Source organism: Pengzhenrongella phosphoraccumulans (assembly GCF_045689905.1).
Classification (GTDB): Bacteria; Actinomycetota; Actinomycetes; order Actinomycetales; family Cellulomonadaceae; genus Pengzhenrongella; species Pengzhenrongella phosphoraccumulans.
Genome location: NZ_CP144210.1, coordinates 1,413,407 through 1,437,646, shown reverse-complemented (window position 1 = coordinate 1,437,646; position 24,240 = coordinate 1,413,407). Strand labels below are relative to the sequence as shown.

Sequence of the window (24,240 nt, the reverse complement as noted above, 5' to 3'; positions counted from 1 at the left end):
TACCGGCGAACTCAGGACCAACCAGCGAACTCACGGGGCACGGGTGACGGGTGGTGGCTACGCGTCGTCGGCCAGGCCGCTGGCGCCGAGCACTGCGAGCTCGTCCGGGCGGTGGCGCAGCACGTCGTTGACGTAGCTGTCGACGGCCTCGGCCAGCGGGACGTCGCGGTCCTGCTCCTTCGAGATGAACCAGCGGTGGTCGAGCAGCTCGTGGAAGATCTGCGCGGGCTCGAGCTTGCGGCGCAGCTCGCGGGGGACCGCTCTCACGGCAGGTTCGAAGACCTGGGTCAGCCAGTCGTGCGCGACGAAGGACTCCTCGTCGTTCTGCCGGTCGGTCGCCGCGGCGTGCGCGTCGAGGTCGTTGAGCAGCCGGCGCGCCTGGTTCTCCTGCACGTCGAGCCCGGTCAGGCGCATGAGGCGGCGCGAGTGGTGCCCGGCGTCGACGACCTTCGGCTGGATCCGGACGGTCGTGCCGTCGATGTCGGTCATGATGTCGAGCTCGCCGACGTCGAACCCCAGGTCGTTCAGCCGCTCGATCCGGGCGGCGACCCGCCACCGGGCGTCGGCGGTGAAGGACTCCTCGTCGGTGAGCGCGGTCCACAGCTCGTCGTACCGCTCGACCAGCATCGCGCCGATCGCCACGGTGTCCTCCTCCTCGTCGAGGAAGTCCCCCGCCACGAGGTCCATCAGCTCGCCGATGATGTTGACCCGGGCGATCTCGAGGTCGTAGGAGCGCTGACCGTCGGTGAGCTTGTTGTGCAGGTCGCCGGTCTCGGCGTCGACGAGGTAGGCCGCGAACGACTCGGCGTCGCGCCGGAAGAGGGTGTTGGACAGCGAGACGTCGCCCCAGTAGAAGCCCGAGAGGTGCAGCCGGACGAGCAGCACGGCCAGGGCGTCGATGAGCCGCGTGGCGGTGTCGGGCTGGAGCGAGTTGCTGAACAAGGCGCGGTAGGGCAGCGAGAACTGCAGGTGCTGGGTGATCAGCACGGCCTCGAGGGGCTCGCCGTCGGGCGATCGGCGGCCGGTGATGACCCCGACCGGTTCCACGCTCGGCGCGTCCAGGCGCCGGAGCTGGCGGAGCAGCTCGTACTCCCGGTAGGCCACGCTCTCCCCGATCTCCTTGACCGCGATGACGCGGCCGGAGAGCTTGACGAAACGCACGATGTGGCGCGAGATCCCGCGGGGCAGGGCGGCGAGCACCTCGGCGGGCCAGTCCTCGAGAGGAACGTCCCACGGGAGGTCGAGCAGGGCCGGGTCGGGCGCGGCCGCCGTGATCTGCAGGTTCTGGGCCATCAAGTTCCTCATCTAGAGCAGCGGGGCAGGAGCACCCGGACAAACAGCGAAGGGGCGACCCGCCGTGTGGCCGGGCCGCCCCTTCGCGTCGTGGATCAGGCGTCGATGCGCAAGCCCGAACCGGCGTGGAAGAGGTGCTGCTCGCCGGTGCGGATCGTGACGTTGATGGTCTCACCCTTGGCCGGGACCTTGCGCGGGTCGACCCGCACGATGACCTGGTCCTCGCCGGCACCGGAGTGCAGGAGACCCTTGCTGCCGAGCTCGCCGGTCAGCTCGCCGTAGACGAACGCGTCGGAGCCGAGCTCCTCGACGATGTTGACCAGGACCGGGATCGAGTCCGGGGTCCCGGCGGGCACGACGTCGAGCGACTCGGGCCGGAACCCGATCGTGATCTTGGCGTTGTCGTCGGAGGTGACGGTGGTGATCGCGGTGCGGGGCACCGAGATCTTCGTGCTGCCGAGCTGGGCGAACCCGTCGGCGAGCGAGAACGTGCCGAGGTTCATCGCGGGGGAGCCGATGAAGCCGGCGACGAAGACGTTGGCCGGGGTGTCGTACATGTCGCGCGGCGTGCCGACCTGCTGGAGGATCCCGTCCTTGAGGACCGCGATGCGGTCACCCATGGTCAGGGCCTCGGTCTGGTCGTGGGTGACGTAGACCGTCGTGACGCCGAGGCGGCGCTGGAGCGAGGCGATCTGCGTACGGGTCTGGACGCGGAGCTTGGCGTCGAGGTTCGACAGCGGCTCGTCCATGAGGAACACCTGCGGCTGGCGCACGATCGCGCGGCCCATGGCGACGCGCTGACGCTGGCCACCGGAGAGGGCCTTCGGCTTGCGGTCCAGGTACTCGGTGAGGTCGAGGATCTTGGCGGCTTCCTCGACGCGCGAGCGGATCTCGGCCTTCGGCTTGCCGGCGATCTTCAGGGCGAAGCCCATGTTGTCCGCGACGGTCATGTGCGGGTACAGCGCGTAGTTCTGGAACACCATCGCGATGTCGCGGTCCTTGGGCTGGACGTCGGTGACATCGCGGTCACCGATGAGGATGCGACCGGCGTTGACGTCTTCGAGCCCGGCGAGCATCCGCAGGGACGTGGACTTTCCGCAACCCGACGGGCCGACGAGGACGAGGAACTCGCCGTCCTCCACTGCCAGGTCGAGCGCGTCCACGGCGGGACGCTCGGTGCCCGGGTAGATGCGTGTGGCTTTATCGAACGTGACTGTTGCCATGATGGATATTTCCCCTCACCGGCAGGTACGTGCCGGACGATCCGTAGTGAGCGGTGCCAGAGTGTCTGCGCTGACACGAACCCCGGAGCAGGGTGCAGTTGGCCGCATCCAAAAAGCTCGGGGTTCGGTCGACAGTCTGGCACACGGTGCTGGGCGGCGGAACGGGACCTCACGAACGTGGAGCCGGTTCGACCCGGTTCAAGCCGATCGGACCAGCCGCGTCCGGCTGGCCGTGTCAGCCAGTCCCGTCAGGCCAGAGCGTGCGCGAAGGCGGCGAGCTGGTCGCAGAACGTCGCCGGGTCCGGCGACCGCAGCCGGGCCACGGTCGGACCTGCGCCGACCTTGATCGCCAGGTCTGCCGCGCCGAGCTCGGCGAAGGCGTCCTCGTCCGTGGTGTCGTCGCCGGCATAGAGCACGACGGCGGCCCCGAGCTCGTCCCGCAGCGCCGCGAGCGCGGTCCCCTTGGTCGCGCTGACGACGGCGACCTCGACGACGTCCTTGCCGTGCATCGCCGGCACCCCGAGCTCGGCGGCGACCGCCAGGCCCTGCGCGGTCGCTGCCTGCGCGACGTCGTCCGTGGCCAGGCGGGTGTGCAGGACGGCCGCGGCCGGCTTGTGCTGGACCCAGACGCCGTCGCGCCCGCGGGCGACGGCCGTGAGTGCCGCGCCGACGCGGATCAGCAGGTCCTCCTGCTCGGGGTCGAGGCTGATGGCGGCGCGCTCGAGCCCGTAGGTCCCGACCTGGCCGCGCTCACCGCCGTGGCTGCCGATCAGCACCGTCCCGACGGGCGCGCCGCCGCGTCGGTGCAGGTCCACGACCGAGCGTCCCGAGATCAGGGCGAGCACGACGCCCGGCGCCGTGGCGAGGACCGCCAGCGCCTGCGCGGCGGCGGGGAGCATCCGCGAGTCGTCCGGGTCGTCGATGAGCGGGGCGAGGGTGCCGTCGAAGTCGAGCGCCACGAGCAGCGGGCGCCGGGACGTGTCCCGCGCGAGGTCGGCGAGGGCCGCCGTCAGGCCCCCGCCGACCGGTCCGGCGCTCATCCGTGGGTGCCGTTCTGCGGGACGGCTCCGAGCACGGCCAGGAACGACAGCGACCACTTCTCGACATCGTCCGCGAGGACCCGGCGCCGCAGTCGCCGCATGCGCTTGCGCTGCTCGCGGAAGTCCATCTCGACGGCGGACACGATCCGGTCCTTCATCCCGTCGATGTCGTGCGGGTTGACGAAGACGGCCCCGGCGAGCTCGTCCGCGGCGCCGGTGAACTCGGACAGCACCAGCACGCCGCGCTCGTCGGACCGGGCCGCGACGTACTCCTTGGCGACGAGGTTCATGCCGTCGCGGAGTGCGGTCACGAGCATGACGTCGGCCGCGACGTACAGGGCCGCCATCTCTTCCGGCGGATAGGAGTGGTGCAGGTAGCGGATCGGCTGGCACCCGAGGTGCCCGTACTCGCCGTTGATGCGGCCGACGAGCAGCTCCACGTCCTCGCGCAGCTGCTGGTAGGCGCCCACGCCCTCACGGCTCGGGCTGGCGACCTGGACCAGGGTCACCTGCGGCACCGTCAGGCGGCCGTCCTGGAGCAGCTCGCCGAAGGCCTTGATGCGGTGCCGGATGCCCTTGGTGTAGTCGAGGCGGTCGACCCCGAGCAGCATCACGTCCGGGTTGCCGATCTCCTCGCGGATCTCGATCGCGCGCTTGACGACGGACGGGGTGCGAGCGAGCTCGTCGAAGTGCCGCGAGTCGATCGAGATCGGGAAGGCGGCGGCGCGCACGTGCCGCCGCTGACCGTTCTCCTCGGTGATGGTGATGACCTCGCCGCGGGTCGTCAGGTCCGTGAAGCGGCGCACCGACCGCACGAAGTTCGCGGCATCGCTCGCCCGCTGGAACCCGATGAGGTCCGCGCCGAGCAGCCCGTGCACCACCTGGCTGCGCCACGGCAGCTGGGCGAAGATCTCCAGCGCGGGGAACGGGATGTGGTTGAAGAACCCGATCCGGATGTCGGGGCGCAGCTCGCGCAGCAGCGCGGGGACCAGCTGGAGCTGGTAGTCGTGCACCCACACGATCGCCCCGGGCGCGGCCTGCGCGGCGGCTGCCTCGGCGAACCGCCGGTTGACCTTGCGGTAGGCGTCCCACCACAGCCGGTGGTACGTCGGCGTCTCGATCACGTCGTGATAGAGCGGCCAGAGCGTGTCGTTGGAGAAGCCCTCGTAGTAGAGCTCGATCTCCGCCTCGGACAGCGCGACCGGCACGAGGTGCACGCCGTCGGCATCGAACGGCTCGTGGTCGAGGTCCGGGGCCCCGGACCAGCCGACCCACGCCCCGGTGGTGCCCTGCATGACCGGGAGCACCGCCGTGACGAGCCCGCCGGGGGACCTCGTCCAGGAAAGCTCGCCCTCGTCCGAGACCGAGAAGTCCACCGGAAGTCGGTTGGCCACGACGACCAGGTCGTATCCGTTGTCGCTCACACATCACCCCTTGACGTTTCCTTGAGGTTATCGCGAACCAATGCTGGGTGGCGGACCGGGGCGCCGCTGCGGGCGCTCCGGTCCGCTGCGGCTAGCGTGCTCTCATGGAACGGATGGGCTTGGCGCCGGGGTCGGAGGTCGGCGGGTACCGGATCGTCGCGCCGCTGGGCTCGGGCGGGATGGGGACCGTGTATCGCGCGGTCGACGGCGGCGGGAAGACGGTCGCCCTCAAGCTGCTGCACCCCCACATCGGCGCGGACCCGGCCGCGAGGGACCGGCTGCGCCGCGAGGTCGCCGCGCTGCAACGTCTGCGGCACCCCGCGATCGCCGCCGTGCTCGACGCTGAGATCGACTCGACCGAGGCCTTCGTGGTGACCGAGCTCGTCGACGGGCACAACCTCGAGGAGCACGTACGGGCTCACGGGCCCCTGCCCGCGCCGGCGCTCGCGCGGCTCGCCGTGGGGCTGCGCGACGTGCTCGAGGCGGTCCATGCCGCCGGCGTCGTGCATCGCGACCTCAAACCCAGCAACGTCCTGGTGACCGACGACGGCCCGGTGCTCATCGACTTCGGCATCGCCCAGGCGGCCGACGACGCCCGGGTGACCTCCGCCAACCTCGTCGTCGGCACGCCGGGCTACCTCGCCCCCGAGCTGCTGGCCGACGCCGAGCCCAGCGCGGTGACCGACTGGTGGGGCTGGGCCGCCGTGCTCGCGTTCGCGGCGACGGGCCGCGCGCCGTTCGGAACCCGGCCGATGGAGGCCGTGCTGGCGCGCTCGCGGGCCGGCGACGTCGACGTCATCGGGCTTGGTCCGCTCACGGCCGGGGCGCTGAGCGCCGCGCTCGATCCCGATCCGAGCCTGCGGGAGATGCCCGACGACGTCGTGGGAGACCTCGTCGAAGCCGCCGAGAACGGTGACGCCCTCCCGCCGACCCAGGTACTGACCCGGGCGGTCGCCGCCGCCGCTCCCGGAGCCCTCGCGACGCAGACCGCCCTCGACCGGACCAACGACGGGAGCACGCGCGCGTTCGGGGTCCTGGCACCCGAGGACGCCGCACCGACGGCGGCCTATGCCCCGCTGCCCGGCGCGCCCACGGACTACGGCCGGCCTGCGTACGGGGACCCTGCGTACGGGGACCCTGCGTACGGGGACCCTGCGTACGGCCAGCCCGAGGGCCAGCCGGGGTACGGCCCCGGCTACCCCGAGCCCGAGCCCGGCTACACAGCCCCCGAGCCGCGCCGGCGCATCGGGTCGGTGCTCGCGCTCGCGTTGCTCACGACCGTCGCCGCCGCGCTGTACCCCGGCGTGACGGCCGCGGTCGCCGTCGTGGCCGCCCTGCTGTTCCGCACGGTCGGCTCGGCGCTCGACGCGCTGCACGCCCGGCGTGCGCGGCGCGGCGGGGTCGGGCGCGCCGACGCCGCCCGTGCGGTCGCGGCGAGCCCGTGGCACCTGCTGCGTGCCCTCGTCGGGCTGGTGCCGTCGCTGCTGCTCGCGGCGAGCGTCGTCGTGATCGTGGACGGCGTGCTGTGGTGGGCGCTCGGGTCCGACCGGCTCGTGATCAGCTCGCAGGGCATCGGTGGCGGGACGGCGCCCGGTGGCGGGAACGAGCCGTGGGTGTACTCGGCCGTGCTCGCGATCGCGATGCTCGCGGGCCTGGTCGTGCTGTGGTTCGGGCCGACCTCCTGGCTCACCCGCGTCGGGGCGCGCCGCACGCTGGCCGGCCTGGCCCCCGGGAACGCGGGCGCCGTGACGCTGGTCGTGCTCGCGGTGATCGGCGCCGGTGCGCTCGCCGCGCTGGTCATCACGGGTCAGGACGTGACCTGGTGGCCGTTCCCGGGACCGCCCACGCTGCCCTGACCGCCGGTGCCCCGGGACGCACCTGACGACTCTCGGGTTCTCGTCAGGTCCACGTCGTACCCTGTGCGCATGACGGTGCGCTGGGTCGACGTGCGACGGGGTCTCCCGTTGCGGCCGATCGTCGTCGCCGCGCTGGGCACCCTGGTCGTCGGGCTCGGCGCCGTGGTCGTGACCCGGACCCAGTTCGCGCTGCACGCCTGCCTGCCAGGGGAGGGTCCGGTGGGTTGGCTCGGCCTGCGGCTCGCGCTCCTGCGCGACTCCGTCGACTGCCCCGAGGGCACGCTGGCGCTGGGCGGATCGGCGTCGCGCAGCGCTCTCGTCGTCGTTTCGGTGGCGTTGCCGACCCTGCTGGTCCATCTCGTCGCGGCGGTCTGCGGTGCGAGCCTGTCCGCCCTGCTGGCCCGGGCGGCGTCGGGCATCCGCGTCGTGCTCCGCGCGGCCTGGCGCGTGCTGCCGGGCGTGCCGCGGGCGCCGGGAGTGCGCTCGCGACGGGTGATCGGGCGCGTCCTGGTCGGGGTGCTCCGGCGTGCGGGCGACACGGCCCATCCCGACCGTGGTCCGCCGGTGCTGCTCGCAGCCTGATCCGGCCCGCCCGTACCACCCCCCGACCCGACCGAAGGAATTGACCCATGCCCAGCAACGAGCCGCGCGAGTCCAAAGCGCAGCAGCGGGACGCGTCCCGCAAGAAGGCCCTCGAGATGCGCGCCGCCCAGGAGAAGAAAGCCAAGCGCAGCCGCATCATCGCGATCTCCGGACTGGTGGCCGCCGTCGCGGTGCTCGCCGTCGTCGTGGCCGTGATTCTCGGCCAGGCCAAGCCCACCGCCGCGAACCTCGACGCGAAGACCCCGCTCAAGGGCGTGACCGCCCCCGCCGGCGCGCTCGCCAACGGTGCCATCCCGGTCGGGACCGACGGGACGGCCGGATCGACGTCGGACCCCAAGGCCGTGACCGTGTCCGTGTACTACGACTACCTGTGCCCGTACTGCGCGAACTTCGAGACGGCGAACGCGGCGACGCTCGACAAGATGGCGAGCGCGGGCGACATCACGGTCGAGTACCACCCGTTGGCGTTCCTCGACCGGGCGTCCGCCGGCACCCAGTACTCCACGCGCTCGGCGCAGGCGATCGCGTATGTCGCGGACGCCGACCCGGCGCACTTCCTCGCGTTCCACGAGGCCCTGTTCGCCAACCAGCCCGCCGAGAACACCGCCGGTCTGACCGACGACGAGATCGCGGCGCTCGCGGTCAAGGCCGGCGTGCCGCAGGCCGTCGCCGACAAGATCGCGGCCGACGGCGGCAAGTTCACCACCTGGGTCACTGCCGCGACCGCCCAGGCCCAGCTCGACAAGGTGAGCGGGACCCCGACCGTGAAGATCAACGGCACGGCGACCGACAAGAACGTCGACCTGTACACCGCCGGTCCGCTCGAAGAGGCCATCCGCGCCGCGATGGGCTGACGCTCGAGCGCCGCGTGGCTCGGTAGGCTGGTCCGGCACTGCCGGGCCGGTCGACGGGCCGCGCGGCGCATGCCTCCTTAGCTCAGTTGGCCAGAGCAACGCACTTGTAATGCGTAGGTCATCGGTTCGAATCCGATAGGAGGCTCCACTAGTTCACTCCTTCGAGTGAACAAATCCTTGGCGGCAGTCACTCCTTCGGGGTACAAGGGGCTCGGACGAAATCACCCGGTCGGGGGGTTTGTCCATTCGTATGCCTAGTGCAACTCTGAGGAATCGGTCAGGCAGAGGCCGGCGTGACTCCCAATGGGGGTGGGCCATGTCTGCAGACCGCGAGCTTCGCATTGACATCACGAACAACGACATCCGTCAGGCCAAGGTGGCGTGGTTGACCGCGTGGGAGTCGGATGCCCCGAACGACCGCGTGTCCGACCTGTACGAGGACTACGCCAGCCTGGTCTCGGCACAGGCTCAGCAGATCGCCGACGGCGTGCGGAAAGCCCGGCCCCGACTCGTCGAGTGACCTTCAGGCCCGGCCGGTCTCCTCGATCAGGCGCAGCGCAGCGCTGACCCGGGGGTTGCGGGCCGGATCGGCGTCGATCCGCAGCCCGGCGTAGATCGCGTTGATGTGGTTCTGCACCGACTTCTCGGTGATCCCCAGCAGCGTGCCGATGCCGACGTTCGACAGTCCCTGCGCGAGGTGGCGCAGCACCGAGTACTGCCGGTCCGTGAGCTTGGCAACGTCCGACCCGGCGCGCGGGGTCATGCGATCCAGCAGCGCGGGGTCGAGCGTCGTCTCGCCCCGGGCCGACGCGCGGACGGCGACCGCCAGCGCATCCGAGCTGGTCGACGACGTCTTGGACAGGTAGCTCCAGCCCGTGGCCACGTCCGCGGGCAGGTCGAGCAGCAGGTCCATCGCATCGTGCGCGGAGAGCAGCAGGATCCCCAGGCCGGGCTGCTTGCGGCGCATCGTCACGCCGAGCGAGATCCCGTTGCCGTCCGGCAGGTCGATGTCCATGACGACGACATCCATCGTCCCGGGTCCCAGCAGCCGGTTCGCCTCGGCGACCGTCCCGACGGCCGCGACCACCTGGATGCCGGGCTCGGCACCGAGGGTGAGCTCGAGCATGCTGCGGAACAGCGGCTGGTCTTCGACGATCCCGATGCGGACGACGGACGCGCTCTCGGTGGACACGCGGTCAGTATGGTCCGGATGGGCGCCGCGCCTCCGGGACCATCCACGGCGGGACAGTGCCGTCCAGGCTGGCAGACTCAGGTCCGTCGGATCGGGCGTCTCGCGCGCCGGGGCGACCCGAGGGGGAACCGTGCCGCCGATCGACGAGGCTCGCGCCGGCCGTCGCGAGCGCGGTGACGCGCGCGCGGACCACCGGGCCCTGCTCGCGGGGAGCGGTCTGATCTGCGTGCTGTTCGCGATCGGTGCCGCCGCCGACTCCGCGTGGCTGTACGGCCAGGTGTCCCACGATCCCGAGTCGCAGTTCGGCAGCCGACTGCTCGCGAACTTCCTCATGGTCGCCGTCGATCTGATCGTCGTCGTGGCGCTCCGCCCCGAGCTGCGTCGTGGGAGCTGGGCCCGGGGCTTGAGCGTGGTCAGTGCCGCCATCGTCGCGGCCGGGGCCCGGGTCGCGGCCCAGACGGCGTTCGGCGTCTACGCCGTGGCGACCCCCGGTACGCGGCTGGCCGAGTTCGCCAGCGGGTTCCTCATCGTGCTGGCGGCCAACCTGCTCGGGATGGGCTTCCTCGTCTCGCGGCAACGGGTCCGCGCGCAGGCGCACGAGGCCGCGCTCGGCACCCTGCAGTTCAAGCTCGCGGTCAGCGCGCTGCAGGGCGAGGAGATCCGGGTGCGCCGCGAGGTCGCCGAGGGGCTGCACGGCAGCCTGCAGCAGCGGCTCGTGCTGGTCACCGCCCGGATCGCGGCTCTCGCCGACCGTCTTGACGCCGGCCCGGCGACCGCCGCGGACATCGCCGGTCTGCGCGAGGTCGCCGTCACGCTCGACCTGGTGCGCGAGGGCGACGTGCGCGAGATGAGCCGCATGCTCTACCCGGACGGTCTCGAGGTCGGCATGATCCCCGCGGTCCGCAGCCTGCTGGTCCGCCTGCCCGCCGCGATCGCGACGAACCTCGTGGTGTCCGACGACGTCCGCCGCCTCGACGACCCGGCGTCGCCGCTGCTCGCTCAGGGGGAACGGCTGCTCGCGGTCCGCGTGGTCGAGGAGGCCGTGACCAACGCGCTGCGGCACGGCGACGCGACCAGCGTCGAGGTGCGACTCGCGGAACGGGGCGGCGCGCTGGTCATCGAGGTCCATGACAACGGCCGCGGGTTCGACGTCGGTGCTGTGACCCGAGCAGGGACCGCGCGGCTGTCCGATCGGCTCTCCCTGGCGGGCGGACGGCTCGAGCTGCGCTCGACCGTGGGTCACGGCTGCGTGGTCGAGGCGTCTTTCCCCGTCATGACGGCGGTCACAGGGCTGAACGGGACTCATCCGTTCGGGTGACGGGCTGTTACGCGTAGCACGATCGGTTGCAGCGTTCGTCCCTTTTGAGGGTGATCTGATCTGGTTCATATCGGACAGGCGCCCACCTATGGGTGTTAGCACCCAAGTCACACCTATGTCACAGGGAGTGATCTCCCTAATGTTCGCGATGGTTCGTCGGCGCAGGTGCGTCGCACCTAGAGGTCGCCATCGGCGTCACACGTTCATTCATGGGAGCTAGACATGCGCAAGTACAGCAAGCGGACCGCCATCGTTGCGGTCACGGCCGTCGTCCTTCTCGGCACGGCCGGCGGGGCGTACGCCTACTGGACGTCCACCGGAAGTGGCTCGGGCACGGCCGCCGCCGCCGCAGCCGCTTCGACCGTGACGGTGAGCCAGACGGGCCCGGTCGCGGGCCTGGTCCCCGGCGGCGCCGCGCTCGGGCTGAGCGGAACCTTCACCAGCCCCAACAGCAACGTGGTGGTCACTTCTCTGACGGCGACCGTCGCCTCCGTCGACAAGACGGGTTGCCCGGCCGCGGACTTCGTCATCGGGGGTTCTGCGGTCATCGTCAACGACGCGCCCGCCACGTCCAGCAAGACCTGGTCCGGTCTGACGATCAAGCTCAACAACACGTCGGCGAACCAGGACGCCTGCAAGGGTGCCGCGGTCACCATCAACTACGCCACGAGCTGACCACAGCATTCCGAATGGCGGACGGGGTTCGGCGCGAGCCTGACCCCGTCCGCCTTCACGGCGTTTCGGGCCGCGGCACGCACCGGCCGAGCAGACCAATGAGGGAGGACCGATGACCGACGACGTGCGCGAGCGCAAGCGCAACGTGCTCGGCTGGGTCCTTGTCGCGCTCATCGCCGCCCTCCTGCTGCGTCTCGTCATCGTCAGCGCCGCCGTCACGACCACGTCGACCAGCACCTCCGGGGGCGCGGCCGTGGCCCTGGTCTCCTCGCTCGCGCCCATCGCGTTGGCGGGCAGCGCGACAGCGCCGATCTCGCCGGGGGTGACGGCACCGCTCGACGTGAAGCTCACCAACCCGTACACCGCGGCTGTCACGGTGACCGGCCTGCGCACCACGGTGCTAGGCGTGGATGCACCCAACGCCGACGCGCTGCATCCCTGCACGGTCGCCGACTTCGCGGTCGACCAGGCGCTGATCGGGCTCGAGGTGACCGTGGCCGCGGGTGCGACGACCACGCTGGGCAGCCTCGGCGTGCCGCCCGCGTCCTGGCCCCAGGTCGGCATGGTCGCCCGGACCGTCAACCAGGACGGGTGCAAGGGCTCCTCCGTGCGGCTGGACTATTCCGCGGCGGGGGAGCTCGAGCGATGACCGTTGTCCGCGGGTCCCGGCGCCTCGTCGTGACCGCAATCCTCGCGGTTTCCCTTGTCGGTGGCGGCGCGGTGGCGTTCGCCTCGTGGCGGTCGACGGGCACCGGAACCGGCACCGCCACCGCCGGGACCGCCCTGCCGGTGACCCTGAGCCCGGGAGTGCCGACCGGGGCCCTTGTTCCGGGCGGCAGCGCATCCGTTGCGCTCACGGTGACGAACCCGAACGGCTTCCCGGTGCGGCTCAGCTCGCTCGCGCTGGACTCCGCCCGAGGCACGGCCAGCTTTACGGTCGACCCGACCCACAGCGCGTGCTCGGTGTCGACTCTGACCTTCACCACGCAGGCTCCCGCGGGAGGCTGGACGATCCCCGCCAAGGTCGGCAGCGTCGGCGGCTCGCTGTCCGTCGAGCTGGCGGGCGCGCTGTCGATGGGGGTCGGCGCGGAGAGCGCCTGCCAGGGCGCGAGCTTCACCGCCTACCTGGTGGCGGGCGCATGACCGAGGTTCTCGTCGGCGCGCGCGGGCCGGTCATGCGCTGGGCGCGGTCGATCGTGCGCGTCTGCGTCGTGGCGACGCTGGTGACCCTGACTCTCGGCGGCGGCGCGGCCTCGGCGTACTGGACGGCCGGTTCCGTCGTCGGCGGAGCGGGGGTGGCGGCCCCGGCCGCGGCGGTGAACCCGGGAGCGCAGCCCACCGCGACCGCGGCGAGGACCGTCGTGACGGTCGGCTGGTCGGCCAGCACCCTGTCGAACGGCACCTCGGTCTCTGGCTACGTGGTCAAGCGGTTCGACGCGGCCACCGGCGTCCCGGCAGAGTTCCTCGCGGGGTGCGCGGGGACGATTACCGCGCTCACGTGCACCGAAAGCGGTGTGCCGGAGGGCCGGTGGGTCTACTCCGTCACGCCGACGTTCGCCACCAACTGGACCGGCGCCGAGAGCCCCCGCAGCGCTCCCGTTGCCTCCGACTCGACCGCTCCGGTGAACGTCCTCACGCTCGCGGTGGTCTCCGGAGGAGCCTTCAAGGCGGGAAGCACGCTCTTTTTCCGAGGAGCCGCGGCGGGCTCCTTCACGCTCTCCAACGCGCTGACCGACGCCGGCTCCGGCCCGGCCTCGAGCGCGAGCGGACCGCTGAGCGGGGGACCTGGCCTGACCCACACTCCGACCACGGTGTCGACGCCGGCCGGCGGGCCGTTCGTCTCCGGTCTGTTCAGCTGGCCGGCCGGATCCACGGTCAGCCAAGGGGTCACGATGACCGGTCGTGACGTGGCGGGGAACACCGCTGCCACCGCGCTCGCCCTGGTCAACGACAGCACCGCCCCGACGGGCGGCGCACTGACCTACCTCAACGGAACAACGGCGCGCACGTCGGTGAGCGTCGCCTTCGCCACCGTGACCGACGGCGAATCGGGAGTCGGGACCCGGCTGCTTCAACGTGCCAGCGCGAGTCTCACCAACGGCACCTGCGGGGCGTGGGCGGCATTTGCGACGGTCAACGGCGGCACCAACCCCGTCTCGCCCCTGGCCGACACCGTCAGCGTGGGGAACTGCTACAAGTACCAGTACGTCGTCTCGGACAACGTCGGCAACCAGACCGTCGTGAGCAGCGTCAGCGTCGTCAAGGTCTCGACGTACCGCGACGCGGTCAACGCCACGACGGGTCTGCTCAGCTACTGGCGCCTGGGCGAGAGTGCCGCCTTGGTGGACACGTTCGGGGGGACCGCCGGGACTGCCGTGCAGAGCTGGAGCGGCGCCGGCATCGCCTGGACGAAGAACACGGGCTTCTCGACCACCGATGCGGTCATCACCGCGCAAGGGCGCATCCGCAAGCAGGGCTCGTCCGTGGGGGCGATGTACTACAGCTCGGTTCCGCCCGCGAGCGCCGACTACACCGTCGCGGCGGACGTGACGATGGTGTCCGCGATCAACAACGACCAGATCGGCCTAGTCGGTCGCCTGGACCCGGGGAATCCGGACACGTTCTACGCCGCGGTCTACGACCAGTCCGGCAAGTGCTGGACCTTGTATCGCGTGGTCAACAGCAGCATCTCGGACCAGCAATCGAAGTGCGGGCTGGCGCTGGGGGTGGAGAAGGCATACCGGCTTGAGCTCGTGATGGTCGGAAGGTCCATCACTCTGCGGGTCGATGGCTCCGATCTGGTGTCGTTCAACAACAACAACAACACCATCTCCAGCGCGGGGCGTGGGGGCGTGCTCGTGGGCTTCAACGGCTCCGCGACGCAGCTCAGCGACACCACCGGCTTGCAGTTGGACAACTTCACGATCACCCCGCAGGCGACACCGGCGATGGCCGACAGCGTGGGCTCGAACGCTGGCGTCTACCTCAACGGGCCGACCCTGGGGTCCAGGGAGCGATTCCTGGCGACACAGACTCCGCGGCCACGTTCGACGGTGCCAACGACTACGGGCGCGTGGCCCGAAAGATCTCCAACGACTTCTCCATCGAGTTCTGGTTCAGGTCGACCCAGAACGCGGGAACCGGACAGGATCCGGGGACCGGAACGCAGTGGTGGCAGGGTGCGGGCCTCGTCGATGCCGAGGTCGACGGGGCCAAGCGGGACTTCGGCGTGTCCATGTTCTCGGACGGCAAGGTGGTTGCCGGCGTCGGCTACAACCCGTCTGACGTGTCGATCTTGTCGGGCCCCGGCTACAACGACGGTAAATGGCACCATGTGGTCTTCACGCGCACGCAGGTGAGCGGTGCGATGGCGCTGTACGTCGACGGCGCCTCGCAAGGAACGGCGATCGGCGACAAGGGGAGTCTCAACGACTCGGCCTACCTCACCTTCGGCCGGATCCAGACCGGCACGTACTCCTTCGCCGGTTCCCTCGACGAGGTCGCGATCTACACGACGGTGCTCACCCCGGAGACGGTGCTGGCACATTACGTGCCGGTGCCGTAGGCCGCCCCGAACGGTTCGGCAAGGAGCAGGCGATGGTGAAGGACCCAACAGCGGCACCGGTACCGCGACGTCGCCGGTTCGTGACGGTCAACGCCCTGCTGCTCGTCGTTGCGCTCGGCGTCGCATACCTCGTTTGGCCCACAAGTTTGGGGGGTTCCATCACCCTGACCATCGTCGCGGGTGAGTCGATGGAGCCGACCTACGAGAACGGCGACCTGGTGGTGGCCCAGCGCGGCGAACCCGACGTGGGAGACGTCATCGTCTACCGGCCGGGTGACAACGCGGGGGCCCGCGTGATCCACCGGATCGTCGGCGGCAGCGATGCCGTCGGGTGGCAGATGAAGGGCGACAACAATCAGGTGGCCGACCCCTGGCGGCCGTCAGGATCGGAGGTGCTCGGGGTCGCCGGGACACGGGTCCGAGGCGTCGGGCGGCTCGCCATGCTGCTGCTCAGCCCCATCCTGTGGATCTCGCTCATCGTCTTCGCAGCGGGGATGCTGCTGTGGCCGTCGGCCAATCGGCGGTCGATCTCGAACGACCCAGACCGCGTAGACGACCCGTCTACTCACCCGATCGGCTAATTCCTTCTCGCGGTCCTCACACCTCCCGGCCGGTGGCCGATCAGGCCTCCAGGTGCCCCGCTCAGCACAGGATGTGCAGCGGCGGGTCAAGGAGGCCACCGTGGCGATGGATCGCAGAGTATTTCTGGCTCGACGGCTCGTCGCCGTGAGCTTGATCGGCCTGTCCACCTTCGGGGTGCGCGAAGCGTTTGCCCGGACCGGCGATTCCCTCACGCAGGGCGCAAACGGGACTGGCGGCTGCCAGGCGTTGTCCGTGGCGTACCAGGTCGACTACGTCCCCGAGCGGCGCACCTACGTGGTCGCCGGCGCGGAGGTCACGGGACTGGGTCCGGGCTGCGCGGGCCGAACCGTGCAGGTGACCTTCACCGCCGACGACGGCTCGCCACTCGCGACGGCGGACGCGCGCATTGCGGCGAGCAGCGCCGCCGTGGTCCTCACCGGCGACGAGGCCGTCGAGGCCGCCAAGGTCGCCGGCGTCTCGGTGGCCGTCCTGGGCTGAGCCGATCAGGGGACGAAAACCCTGCCAAAACCTCTCAACTCCGCGTCCGTTGCGCCGATCGGGTGATCGGCTGCGCCATTCGGGCACCTATGGCGCAGGGGGTGTGAGGAGACCACCGTGCTCGAACACCTGCTCAGCCTGCCGAGATGGCTCATCGTGTCGATCATCGTCGTCGTCGCACTGCTCGGGGCCACCGATCAGATGGACCGCGGTTCGGCGGCGCGCGCCGAGGAGGCGCCCTGCACGTTCAAGTCCGTCGACTACACCTACGGCTACGCCGCGGCGCTCGACGCCCGGGCCGTGACCGGGGCCGAGCTCAACGGGGTCGCCCCGGTCTGCGCGGGACGCGTCGTGCGGATCACGTTCCACGCGAAGGACGGCCGGCAGCTGGCCGGTGCGACCACCCGCGTGGTGGCCCCCCGGACCGTGCTGCTGCTGCGCTCCGAGGAGGCCCTGAGATCCTCGTCGATCAAGGGGTTCGACGTCGTCGTGGAGGGCTCGGCCCTCGAGGGCTGACGGCCGCGACAGTCAGACCTAGCCGGCCGAGCCCGTCGCGCGCGCGGGCCCGTCGAGCGGCATCACGGGGCCGAGGTCGGGGCGCTTGGGCGTGCGCTGGTCGCCCGACGAGCGGTTGCGCAGCCGGCGGGTCGCCCACGGGTAGACGTGCTCGCGCAGCCAGACGGCGTCGGCCATCGCCTTCTCGAGCCGGGGGACGGGCGGCAACGGGCTGAGCGGGTCGTCCCACGCGGCGTCGTCGGGCGTGAGGCCGAGACCGACCAGGGCCGCCTGCGCGACCCGCGCGTGCCCGTCCGTCGTGAGGTGGATGCGGTCGTCGGACCACATCCGCATGTCGTGCAGCGACTGCATGCCCCACAGGTCGAGCACGTGCGCGTCGTGCCGGCGCGCGATCGACCACACGTGGGAGTTGTAGACCCCGACGCGGTGCCGCGTGCGGCGCATCAACGCGCTGTCCGTGGGGTTCATCCCGGTGGAGAGCAGGACGTCGGCGCCGGTCGCGCGCAGCTGGATGACGGCGGCCTCGAGGCGGCCGGCCATCTGGTCGACGTCGACGGTCGGACGCAGGATGTCGTTCCCCCCGCCGACGAGCGAGACGAGGTCCGGCTCCAGGGCGATCGCGGTCGGAAGCTGATCGGTCAGGATCGGGCCGAGCAGCCGGCCCCGGATCGCGAGGTTCGCGTACTCCAGCGGTGCGGCACCGGCGTCCGTGCGCCGGGTCGACAGGTGAGCGGCGAGGATGTCGGCCCAACCGCGGCAGCGCGTGTCGTCGTCGGACCCCAGATCCCACAGGCCCTCGGTGAACGAGTCGCCGATCGCGACGTACCGGGTCCAGGTCGGGGTCGCGCTGCTCAGCTCCGTCATCGGGCCAGTCTGGACCTCGCGCCCGGCCGATGCGTGGCGATCAGGGCAGGTACCAGTCGATGGGCTCCGCACCCTGCGCGACGAGCAGCGCATTGACCCGCGAGAACGGTCGCGACCCGATGAAGCCGCGATGCGCCGACAGGGGGCTCGGGTGGGCCGAGGCGACCACCGGGGTCGCCCCGAGCGCACCCGCGACCGACTGGGCGTCCTTGCCCCACAGGACGGCCACGAGAGGCCCGCCACGGGCCACCAGGGCGGCGATCGCGGCGTCCGTGACCTGTTCCCACCCCCGGCGTCGATGGGCCGCGCTCTCGCCGGGCCGCACCGTCAGCACGCGGTTGAGCAGCATGACGCCGCGGTCCGCCCACGCGGTCAGGTCGCCGGACTTCGGGGTCGTGGCGCCGACGTCGGCGGTGAGCTCGGCAAAGATGTTCGCGAGCGAGCGCGGCAGCGGACGCACATGGGGCGCCGTCGAGAACGCGAGTCCCATCGAGTGCCCGGGTGTCGGGTACGGATCCTGCCCGACGACGAGGACCCGCACCTCGGCGAGCGGCCGCGTGAAGGCGCGCAGCACGCTGTCCGACGGCGGCAGATAGCCCCGGCCCGCGGCGGACTCGGCCTCGAGCCAGCCCGCCAGCGCCGCGAGCTGCGGGGCGACCGGGGCGAGCGCCGCGGCCCAGTCCGGCGCCACGTGGTCCGTCCACGCGGGGGCACGCAGGGCGGCGCGGGCCACCGTTGCGTCGTCGCGATCGGCCGCGGTCGGGGTCGGGGGCGTCGGGGTCACGGCGTGAGGGTATCGACCCGGGGTCGGGACCTCGACGCGTCCACCCCGACGCGCCGACGGCGGCGCGCCGAGGGGAATGACACTGGTGTGGTTCGCCTCTACGATGGGCCGAAGCGGTGAAGTTCGACGACGAGGGAGGACCATGGAAGCCAGGGCGGCGGCGGTGCACGAGCACGCGGATGCAGGGCTCGAACGGGACCTCTCCGAACGCGACCAGCAGGTCCTGGCGTTCGAGCGGCAGTGGTGGAAGTACGCGGGCGCCAAGGAGCAGGCGGTGCGCGAGCTGTTCGACATGTCCGCTACGCGGTACTACCAGGTGCTGAACGCCCTGATCGACTCGCCCGCCGCGCTCGCGCACGATCCGATGCTGGTCAAGCGCCTGCGCCGCATGCGCGCATCGCGTCAGCGCGCCCGAACCGCGCGCCGCCTGGGCGTCGACGCCTGAACTCCCTGCTGGACCCGCTAATCTGTCGGCCGTGACCAAGGGCGAATACCCATACCCCCCGGACGAGTTCGACACTGTCGAGCGCGGTTCCGTCCCTCGCGGTGTGCATCGCGCCACGCGATCGGTCTGGAAGCGGGTCTGGCCGTTCCTGCTCGTCCTCGTGCTCTTCCCTGCGCTTGCCTACGGCGCGGTGACCTACTGGTCGATCGAGCGCAACGGCGCCCCCGTCGCTGCGTCGAGCCCCGCGGACGCCGTCGTCCCGGAGGGAACCCCCGCGGAGACGCCGGCTGAGACGCCGGCTGAGACGCCGGCCGAGACGCCCGCGGAGACCCCGGCCGTCCCCGCGGACCTGACCGCGCCCGTGGTGGTCTTCAATGCGACCTCGACCAAGGGGCTCGCCGGCAAGGCCGCGACCGTTCTGACCGATGCGGGCTGGACGTCGGTGACCTCGGACAACTACACCGGGGACCCGATCACCGCCTCGACCGTGCTGTTCGGCTCGGCCGACCTCGAGACCACAGCCCAGGCGGCCGCGGACGCGCTCGGGCTCACCTCGATCGCGCTCGACGACACGGTCACCGGCATCCAGGTCATCCTGGCGGACGACTACAAGCCCTGACCGCTCTTGCCCCTTACGGGGTTGCGGTCGCCGGCTGCTTCGCGTACCCGTCGAGCTCGGCGACGGCGAGCACCACGCACGCCGCGCTCCAGGACAGCGGGGCGACGGCGGCCGGCGATCCGTCCCCGAGCACCTTCTCCGGGATCGCGCCCGACGACGTCCGGTGCGCGTCGAGCCAGGACAGCCACGACCCGGCGGTTGCGGTGTCACCGACCGAGGCGGCCGACAGCGCGTACAGCGCGGTCTGCGGCGTCCACGAGATGCCGTCCTTCTTCCACCCGGCGCCGGGGGCGAGGCCGCCGGCCGGACGGGACATCTCCAGTGCGGACGCGCGCCACGCGTCGAGCGCCCCCGGGATCGCCGTCGGCTGGAACGGCGGCAGCAGGAACGCGCCGGCGGCGTCCTGGCTGCGGCCGTCGGTGTACCGGGCGAACCGCGGACCGAACTTGTCGATGATCGCCGCCCGCAGCTCGGTCGCGCGCGTGGCGGCCGCCGCGGCCGGTTTGCGCAGGCCCAGCTCGCGGTTGAGCTCGGCTGCCGCCTCGAGTCCGCTGAGCGTGGGTGCCGCGATGCCGAGCGTGAGGTCCGCCTCGCCGACCTCCCAGAAGTCGCTCGAGGCCCGCGGGAGGGTGCCGCGACGCTCGGTCTCCGCGAGCAGGTGCGTGGTCGAGCGGTCGATCATCGGGCGCAGCGTGCGCAGGGCGGTCGCGCGCGCGGCGTCGTCGTCGATGGTGGCGATCACGGACTGCGTGGCCCACAGGGCCCAGCCGGTGCCGTCGGCCTGGATGCCTCGGTCGTCCGGCGGGCCGGAGCCGTCCGGCAGGTAGCGGGCCTCGAACTCGCCGCCGCTGTGCTGCACGCGCTGGAGGAAGCCCAGGATCTCGAGCGCCTCGGCGGGGTGACCCGTGGTCGCCATCGCGACGGACACGTAGGAGGCGTCCCGGGGCCACACGTAGCGCCACTTGGCCGACCAGCCGGCCACCGAGGCGCCGTCGTTCAGCAGGAGGGCCCGCATGTCCAGCAGAGCGCCGGAGACCATGTCCGCGTACGGGCCGTCCTGACCTGGGACGGTGCCCGCGGCGAGCCACGCGCGGGACTCCGCCGCCTGGGTCTGCGCAGCGGCGAGCGCGTCGGCGTCGAGCGGGCCGGGGTCAAGGACCCGGCTGCCCGGGAGGTACACGGCGGTGGTCCCGGCCGCCACCATGTCCGGCAGGCGCGAACCGCTGCCGGAGACGCCGTCGGAGTAGAGCCGGATGAACTCCGACCGGTCGAGGTTGGCCCAGGGGGAGCGGCGATCGGTGAGCAGGAACGGGTAGGCGAGCATCGTGATCGTCACCGCAGCGGTGACGGTGCGCCGGGTCCAGCGCGCGGCGGTGCGCCGTCTGGCCTCGGCTCGTTCGGCGGGCGTCGGCGTCATCGTCGGCCGGGCGCGTGGCTGGGGTCGCGAGAGCAGGCCACGCCGCGGCGGGCTCGGAGGCGGCGTTGCCTCGACGAGGTCACGGGTGGGGGCGGTCATCCGCCCGAGGGTAGCCCGAGGCGTCCACCCGCAGCGAAATGTGGGGGTGCATCGGGGGTCGAGGGGTGCCTTCCCTTGCACTCGACGTGGTCGAGTGCTAACCATGGACTTAGCACTCTCGGCATGAGAGTGACAGAATCATCGGGCCGTCCGGTGAGGTGCGTGCAGGAACGGGACATGACCGTTGCTGCACGGGCCGTCCGTCGCGGGCATCAGTCGGCCCCACCCCCAGCAAGCGGAGGTTCACACACCGATGGCCAAGATCATTGCGTTCGACGAGGAGGCACGTCGCGGCATGGAGCGGGGCATGAATGCCCTCGCCGACGCCGTCAAGGTCACGCTCGGCCCGAAAGGCCGCAACGTCGTCCTCGAGAAGAAGTGGGGCGCGCCCACCATCACCAACGATGGTGTGAGCATCGCCAAGGAGATCGAGCTGGAGGACCCCCTCGAGAAGATCGGGGCCGAGCTCGTCAAGGAGGTCGCCAAGAAGACTGACGACGTCGCCGGTGATGGAACCACCACCGCCACCGTGCTCGCCCAGGCGCTCGTGCGCGAGGGCCTGCGCAACGTCGCCGCCGGCGCCAACCCGATCGCGCTCAAGCGCGGCATCGAGAAGGCCGTCGAGGCCGTCACCTCTGAGCTGCTCAAGGCAGCCAAGGAGATCGAGACCAAGGAAGAGATCGCGGCCACCGCCGGGATCTCGGCCGGGGACTCCTCCATTGGTGACCTCATCGCTGAGGCGATGGACAAGGTCGGCAAGGAAGGCGTCATCACGGTCGAGGAGTCCAACGCTCTCGGCCTCGAGCTCGAGCTGACCGAGGGGATGCGCTTCGACAAGGGCTTCCTCGCCGGTTACTTCGTCACCGACCCGGAGCGTCAGGAAGCCGTCCTCGAGGACGCGTACGTCCTGCTCGTCGAGTCGAAGATCAGTTCCGTCAAGGACCTGCTGCCCCTGCTGGAGAAGGTCATCCAGTCCGGCAAGCCGCTGGTCATCATCGCCGAGGACGTCGACGGTGAGGCCCTGGCCACGCTCGTCGTGAACAAGATCCGCGGGACGTTCCGCTCGGTCGCCGTCAAGGCGCCCGGCTTCGGCGACCGTCGCAAGGCGATGCTGCAGGACATGGCCATCCTCACGGGTGCCCAGGTCGTCTCCGAGACCGTCGGGCTCAAGCTCGACACCGTCGGCCTCGAGGTGCTCGGCACCGTCCGCAAGGCTGTCATCACCAAGGACGAGACGACTCTCGTCGAGGGTGGCGGCGAGCCCGACCAGATCGCCGGTCGCGTCAGCCAGATCCGTGCCGAGATCGAGAACTCGGACTCGGACTACGACCGCGAGAAGCTCCAGGAGCGCCTCGCCAAGCTGGCCGGTGGCGTTGCCGTCATCAAGGCCGGTGCGGCCACCGAGGTTGAGCTCAAGGAGCGCAAGCACCGCATCGAGGACGCCGTTCGCAACGCGAAGGCCGCCGTCGAAGAGGGCATCGTCGCCGGTGGTGGCGTCGCTCTCATCCAGGCGGGCAAGCTCGCGTTCGAGCGTGCCGAGATCATCGCCCTCGAGGGCGACGAGGCCACCGGTGCTCGCATCGTGGCACTCGCGATCGACGCTCCGCTCAAGCAGATCGCGATCAACGCCGGCCTTGAGGGTGGCGTTGTGGCCGAGCGCGTGCGCAACCTGCCGAACGGTCACGGCCTGAACGCCGCGACCGGCGTGTACGAGGACCTGCTCGCGGCCGGGGTCAACGACCCGGTCAAGGTCACGCGTTCCGCGCTCCAGAACGCGGCGTCCATCGCTGCGCTCTTCCTCACCACCGAGGCGGTCGTGGCTGAGAAGCCCGAGCGCAACGGCGGCGCGGCCCAGGGCGGCGGCGACGGCGGCATGGGTGGCATGGACTTCTGATCCTCGCGATCAGGGTCTAACCCCTCAGCACCACGCACGATAGAACGGGCCGGTCACCTTCGGGTGGCCGGCCCGTTCTGCATGCCACGGGGGAGGCGAGTGTGAGGTTGAGTTCGCTGATGTGGGTCGAGTTCGCTGGTCTGGACCGGCGAACTCGACGCAGATCAGCGAACTCACCCGCTGTCCGGGGGCGGGGTGCGCGTGCGGGGGTGCGGGGGTCAGCGGTCGCGGGGGCGGATGCGTAGGCCCGAGGCGCGCAGGCGACGGACCAGCTCGCGCGTGCCGACCGGTTCGGCGCCCTGCGTGATCAGGCGGTCCACCAGGTCGTCCGGGACGTCGTAGTGGTCGCGGTCGAACGCCCGGATCGGGATGCCGGCCGCCGCGGCGAACTCGTGAAGCTCCGCGAGCGACGAGTCGCTGATCAGGTGGCTCCACAGCTTGCCGTGCCGGGGCCACAGCGGGGGGTCCACGAGCACGGCCATCCGCCGAGGTTAACCTGCGCGGTGGGCAGCCCGTGCCGGGCGCGGCCGGTCCGCCTACGGTGGGGGGATGGAGCGGGGGCGCATGTACGGCAGGTCTGGGCGGTCGCCGCGGCGGGTCGCCCGGCGTGCGGCCGCGGGGGCGGCGGCGCTGGTGGCCGGGACGTTGCTGGTGGCGTGCACGGGCTCGACCTCGCCCGGCTCGACCTCGCCCGGCTCGACCTCGTCCGCGAGTTCCCCTGCCGCCACCGAGCGCCCGCCGACGAGCCGCGCGGAGTACCTGCCGGGCCTGACCGCGAACGTGTGGGAGCCGGCCGCGCCCGGGCCCGGGCCTCTCGTCGTTCTCATCCCGGGGGGCGGCTGGATCACGGCCGACCCGGCGGGCCTCGCCCCGCTCGCCTCGGCACTGGCCGACGCCGGCATGACCGTCGTGACCGCGACCTACCGCACCTCGACGACGGACACGTACTTCCCGGGCCCGCTCGAGGACGTCCTGTGCGCCGTGGCGTATGCCGCCGCCCTGCCGACAGTCACCGGCGACGCGCCGCACCCGATCGTCGTCGTCGGGCACTCGGCCGGGGCGAACCTGGCCGCACTCGCGGCGCTGACCCCGGAGGCCGGCTCTCCCTCGTGCCCCTACCAGCCGGTCGCACCCGATGCCCTCGTAGGCCTCGCCGGGCCCTACGACGTTGCCCAGGTCCCGGAGATCGGGGTCTCGTTGTTCGGCAAGGCCCCGCAGGAGGCGCCCACGGCATGGGTGGACGGCAATCCCGTGCACCAGGCGGGCAACCGGGTCGACCTTCCAGTGCTGCTGCTGCACGGTGAGGACGACTCTGACGTGTCGACCTCGTTCACCACCGGGTTCGCGGACGCCCTGAAGGCGGGCGGCCACGACGTGACCGTCAAGCTCGTGCCGGGGGCCGACCACTCCGGGATCTACCAGGCCGACGTGGCGGCCCAGCCGCTCATCACCTGGATCGACGCGCTGCCCTGACGATCC

General features: G+C 71.4%; 28 protein-coding genes and 1 tRNA gene. 17 read left to right on the top strand and 12 right to left on the bottom strand.

Going from position 1 to position 24,240, the window contains the following annotated elements; genetic code table 11:
• Positions 1-57 precede the first annotated feature (57 nt).
• The 4 genes from VTA80_RS06725 to VTA80_RS06710 form a co-directional block, all read right to left on the bottom strand.
• The gene (locus VTA80_RS06725) at positions 58-1,293 is read right to left on the bottom strand and encodes a DUF4032 domain-containing protein (RefSeq protein ID WP_407345710.1); all 1,236 of its coding nucleotides are present in this window, start codon (positions 1,291-1,293) and stop codon (positions 58-60) included.
• A 95-nt stretch (positions 1,294-1,388) separates the two neighbouring features.
• Positions 1,389-2,516, bottom strand: coding sequence for an ABC transporter ATP-binding protein (locus tag VTA80_RS06720; protein ID WP_407344623.1), 1,128 nt, complete (start codon positions 2,514-2,516; stop codon positions 1,389-1,391).
• 248 nt (positions 2,517-2,764) lie between these two features.
• Positions 2,765-3,556: a trehalose-phosphatase gene (gene otsB, locus VTA80_RS06715; RefSeq protein ID WP_407344622.1), complete on the bottom strand. Its 792-nt coding sequence runs from the start codon at positions 3,554-3,556 to the stop codon at positions 2,765-2,767.
• Positions 3,553-4,980 carry a trehalose-6-phosphate synthase gene (locus VTA80_RS06710; protein WP_407344621.1) on the bottom strand — a complete coding sequence of 476 codons (1,428 nt, stop codon included), beginning with the start codon at positions 4,978-4,980 and terminating at the stop codon, positions 3,553-3,555. Before VTA80_RS06710 ends, otsB begins: the two co-directional genes overlap by 4 nt.
• Before the next feature lie 104 nt (positions 4,981-5,084).
• Here VTA80_RS06710 and VTA80_RS06705 point away from each other — a divergent pair, with 104 nt between their 5' ends.
• The 5 genes from VTA80_RS06705 to VTA80_RS06685 all read left to right on the top strand — a co-directional run bounded on the left by VTA80_RS06705 (position 5,085) and on the right by VTA80_RS06685 (position 8,813).
• The gene (locus VTA80_RS06705) at positions 5,085-6,836 is read left to right on the top strand and encodes a serine/threonine-protein kinase (protein WP_407344619.1); all 1,752 of its coding nucleotides are present in this window, start codon (positions 5,085-5,087) and stop codon (positions 6,834-6,836) included.
• A 69-nt stretch (positions 6,837-6,905) separates the two neighbouring features.
• On the top strand, positions 6,906-7,418 hold the full coding sequence (locus VTA80_RS06700; protein WP_407344618.1) for a hypothetical protein: 513 nt from the start codon (positions 6,906-6,908) through the stop codon (positions 7,416-7,418).
• Between the two features lie 47 nt (positions 7,419-7,465).
• Positions 7,466-8,293, top strand: a complete 828-nt coding sequence (locus VTA80_RS06695; protein WP_407344617.1) for a DsbA family protein — start codon at positions 7,466-7,468, stop codon at positions 8,291-8,293.
• A gap of 71 nt (positions 8,294-8,364) precedes the next feature.
• Positions 8,365-8,441, top strand: a tRNA-Thr gene (locus tag VTA80_RS06690).
• A 168-nt stretch (positions 8,442-8,609) separates the two neighbouring features.
• Positions 8,610-8,813 carry a hypothetical protein gene (locus VTA80_RS06685; RefSeq protein WP_407344616.1) on the top strand — a complete coding sequence of 68 codons (204 nt, stop codon included), beginning with the start codon at positions 8,610-8,612 and terminating at the stop codon, positions 8,811-8,813.
• Between the two features lie 3 nt (positions 8,814-8,816).
• Here the strand turns inward: VTA80_RS06685 and VTA80_RS06680 are convergent, their stop codons facing one another.
• Positions 8,817-9,485 (bottom strand): response regulator, encoded by a 669-nt coding sequence (locus VTA80_RS06680; RefSeq protein WP_407344615.1) that lies wholly within the window; start codon positions 9,483-9,485, stop codon positions 8,817-8,819.
• Positions 9,486-9,615: 130 nt separating this feature from the next.
• Between VTA80_RS06680 and VTA80_RS06675 the strand changes: the two genes are divergently transcribed.
• From VTA80_RS06675 to VTA80_RS06660, 4 genes are all read left to right on the top strand, one after another.
• The gene (locus tag VTA80_RS06675; RefSeq protein WP_407344614.1) at positions 9,616-10,803 is read left to right on the top strand and encodes a sensor histidine kinase; all 1,188 of its coding nucleotides are present in this window, start codon (positions 9,616-9,618) and stop codon (positions 10,801-10,803) included.
• 222 nt (positions 10,804-11,025) lie between these two features.
• Entirely contained in the window at positions 11,026-11,478 is a 453-nt protein-coding gene (locus VTA80_RS06670) for a hypothetical protein (RefSeq protein ID WP_407344613.1), read from the top strand.
• A gap of 112 nt (positions 11,479-11,590) precedes the next feature.
• Positions 11,591-12,127 (top strand): hypothetical protein, encoded by a 537-nt coding sequence (locus VTA80_RS06665; protein WP_407344612.1) that lies wholly within the window; start codon positions 11,591-11,593, stop codon positions 12,125-12,127.
• Positions 12,124-12,621 carry a hypothetical protein gene (locus tag VTA80_RS06660; RefSeq protein WP_407344611.1) on the top strand — a complete coding sequence of 166 codons (498 nt, stop codon included), beginning with the start codon at positions 12,124-12,126 and terminating at the stop codon, positions 12,619-12,621. Before VTA80_RS06665 ends, VTA80_RS06660 begins: the two co-directional genes overlap by 4 nt.
• Here VTA80_RS06660 and VTA80_RS06655 read toward each other — a convergent pair.
• The 3 genes from VTA80_RS06655 to VTA80_RS06645 form a co-directional block, all read right to left on the bottom strand.
• Positions 12,593-12,880 carry a hypothetical protein gene (locus VTA80_RS06655; RefSeq protein ID WP_407344610.1) on the bottom strand — a complete coding sequence of 96 codons (288 nt, stop codon included), beginning with the start codon at positions 12,878-12,880 and terminating at the stop codon, positions 12,593-12,595. The two genes, VTA80_RS06660 and VTA80_RS06655, sit on opposite strands and share 29 nt — an antisense overlap.
• A 132-nt stretch (positions 12,881-13,012) precedes the next feature.
• Entirely contained in the window at positions 13,013-13,426 is a 414-nt protein-coding gene (locus tag VTA80_RS06650) for a hypothetical protein (RefSeq protein WP_407344609.1), read from the bottom strand.
• A 363-nt stretch (positions 13,427-13,789) separates the two neighbouring features.
• Complete coding sequence (locus tag VTA80_RS06645) at positions 13,790-13,924, bottom strand: hypothetical protein (protein ID WP_407344608.1); 135 nt, start codon at positions 13,922-13,924, stop codon at positions 13,790-13,792.
• Between the two features lie 627 nt (positions 13,925-14,551).
• On the opposite strand from VTA80_RS06645, the gene VTA80_RS06640 reads away from it, so the two are divergent.
• From VTA80_RS06640 to VTA80_RS06625, 4 genes are all read left to right on the top strand, one after another.
• Positions 14,552-15,043: a LamG domain-containing protein gene (locus tag VTA80_RS06640; RefSeq protein ID WP_407344607.1), complete on the top strand. Its 492-nt coding sequence runs from the start codon at positions 14,552-14,554 to the stop codon at positions 15,041-15,043.
• A 32-nt stretch (positions 15,044-15,075) separates the two neighbouring features.
• Positions 15,076-15,624, top strand: coding sequence for a signal peptidase I (locus VTA80_RS06635; protein WP_407344606.1), 549 nt, complete (start codon positions 15,076-15,078; stop codon positions 15,622-15,624).
• 100 nt (positions 15,625-15,724) lie between these two features.
• On the top strand, positions 15,725-16,123 hold the full coding sequence (locus tag VTA80_RS06630) for a hypothetical protein (RefSeq protein ID WP_407344605.1): 399 nt from the start codon (positions 15,725-15,727) through the stop codon (positions 16,121-16,123).
• Positions 16,124-16,240: 117 nt separating this feature from the next.
• Complete coding sequence (locus tag VTA80_RS06625) at positions 16,241-16,639, top strand: hypothetical protein (RefSeq protein WP_407344604.1); 399 nt, start codon at positions 16,241-16,243, stop codon at positions 16,637-16,639.
• Between the two features lie 18 nt (positions 16,640-16,657).
• Here VTA80_RS06625 and VTA80_RS06620 read toward each other — a convergent pair whose 3' ends face one another.
• On the bottom strand, positions 16,658-17,503 hold the full coding sequence (locus VTA80_RS06620) for an SGNH/GDSL hydrolase family protein (RefSeq protein ID WP_407344603.1): 846 nt from the start codon (positions 17,501-17,503) through the stop codon (positions 16,658-16,660).
• Positions 17,504-17,543: 40 nt separating this feature from the next.
• Complete coding sequence (locus tag VTA80_RS06615; protein ID WP_407345709.1) at positions 17,544-18,221, bottom strand: uracil-DNA glycosylase; 678 nt, start codon at positions 18,219-18,221, stop codon at positions 17,544-17,546.
• 208 nt (positions 18,222-18,429) lie between these two features.
• Here VTA80_RS06615 and VTA80_RS06610 point away from each other — a divergent pair, with 208 nt between their 5' ends.
• Complete coding sequence (locus VTA80_RS06610) at positions 18,430-18,732, top strand: DUF3263 domain-containing protein (protein ID WP_407344602.1); 303 nt, start codon at positions 18,430-18,432, stop codon at positions 18,730-18,732.
• 31 nt (positions 18,733-18,763) lie between these two features.
• A complete protein-coding gene (locus VTA80_RS06605; protein ID WP_407344601.1) occupies positions 18,764-19,351 on the top strand; it encodes a LytR C-terminal domain-containing protein in 588 nt (195 codons plus the stop codon).
• A 13-nt stretch (positions 19,352-19,364) separates the two neighbouring features.
• Here VTA80_RS06605 and VTA80_RS06600 read toward each other — a convergent pair whose 3' ends face one another.
• Positions 19,365-20,867 carry a glycoside hydrolase family 15 gene (locus VTA80_RS06600; RefSeq protein WP_407344600.1) on the bottom strand — a complete coding sequence of 501 codons (1,503 nt, stop codon included), beginning with the start codon at positions 20,865-20,867 and terminating at the stop codon, positions 19,365-19,367.
• Between the two features lie 253 nt (positions 20,868-21,120).
• Between VTA80_RS06600 and groL the strand changes: the two genes are divergently transcribed.
• On the top strand, positions 21,121-22,761 hold the full coding sequence (gene groL, locus VTA80_RS06595) for a chaperonin GroEL (RefSeq protein WP_407344599.1): 1,641 nt from the start codon (positions 21,121-21,123) through the stop codon (positions 22,759-22,761).
• 218 nt (positions 22,762-22,979) lie between these two features.
• Here groL and VTA80_RS06590 read toward each other — a convergent pair whose 3' ends face one another.
• Positions 22,980-23,243 carry a DUF4031 domain-containing protein gene (locus tag VTA80_RS06590; RefSeq protein ID WP_407344598.1) on the bottom strand — a complete coding sequence of 88 codons (264 nt, stop codon included), beginning with the start codon at positions 23,241-23,243 and terminating at the stop codon, positions 22,980-22,982.
• 67 nt (positions 23,244-23,310) lie between these two features.
• On the opposite strand from VTA80_RS06590, the gene VTA80_RS06585 reads away from it, so the two are divergent.
• Positions 23,311-24,234, top strand: a complete 924-nt coding sequence (locus VTA80_RS06585) for an alpha/beta hydrolase family protein (protein WP_407344597.1) — start codon at positions 23,311-23,313, stop codon at positions 24,232-24,234.
• Positions 24,235-24,240 lie beyond the last annotated feature (6 nt).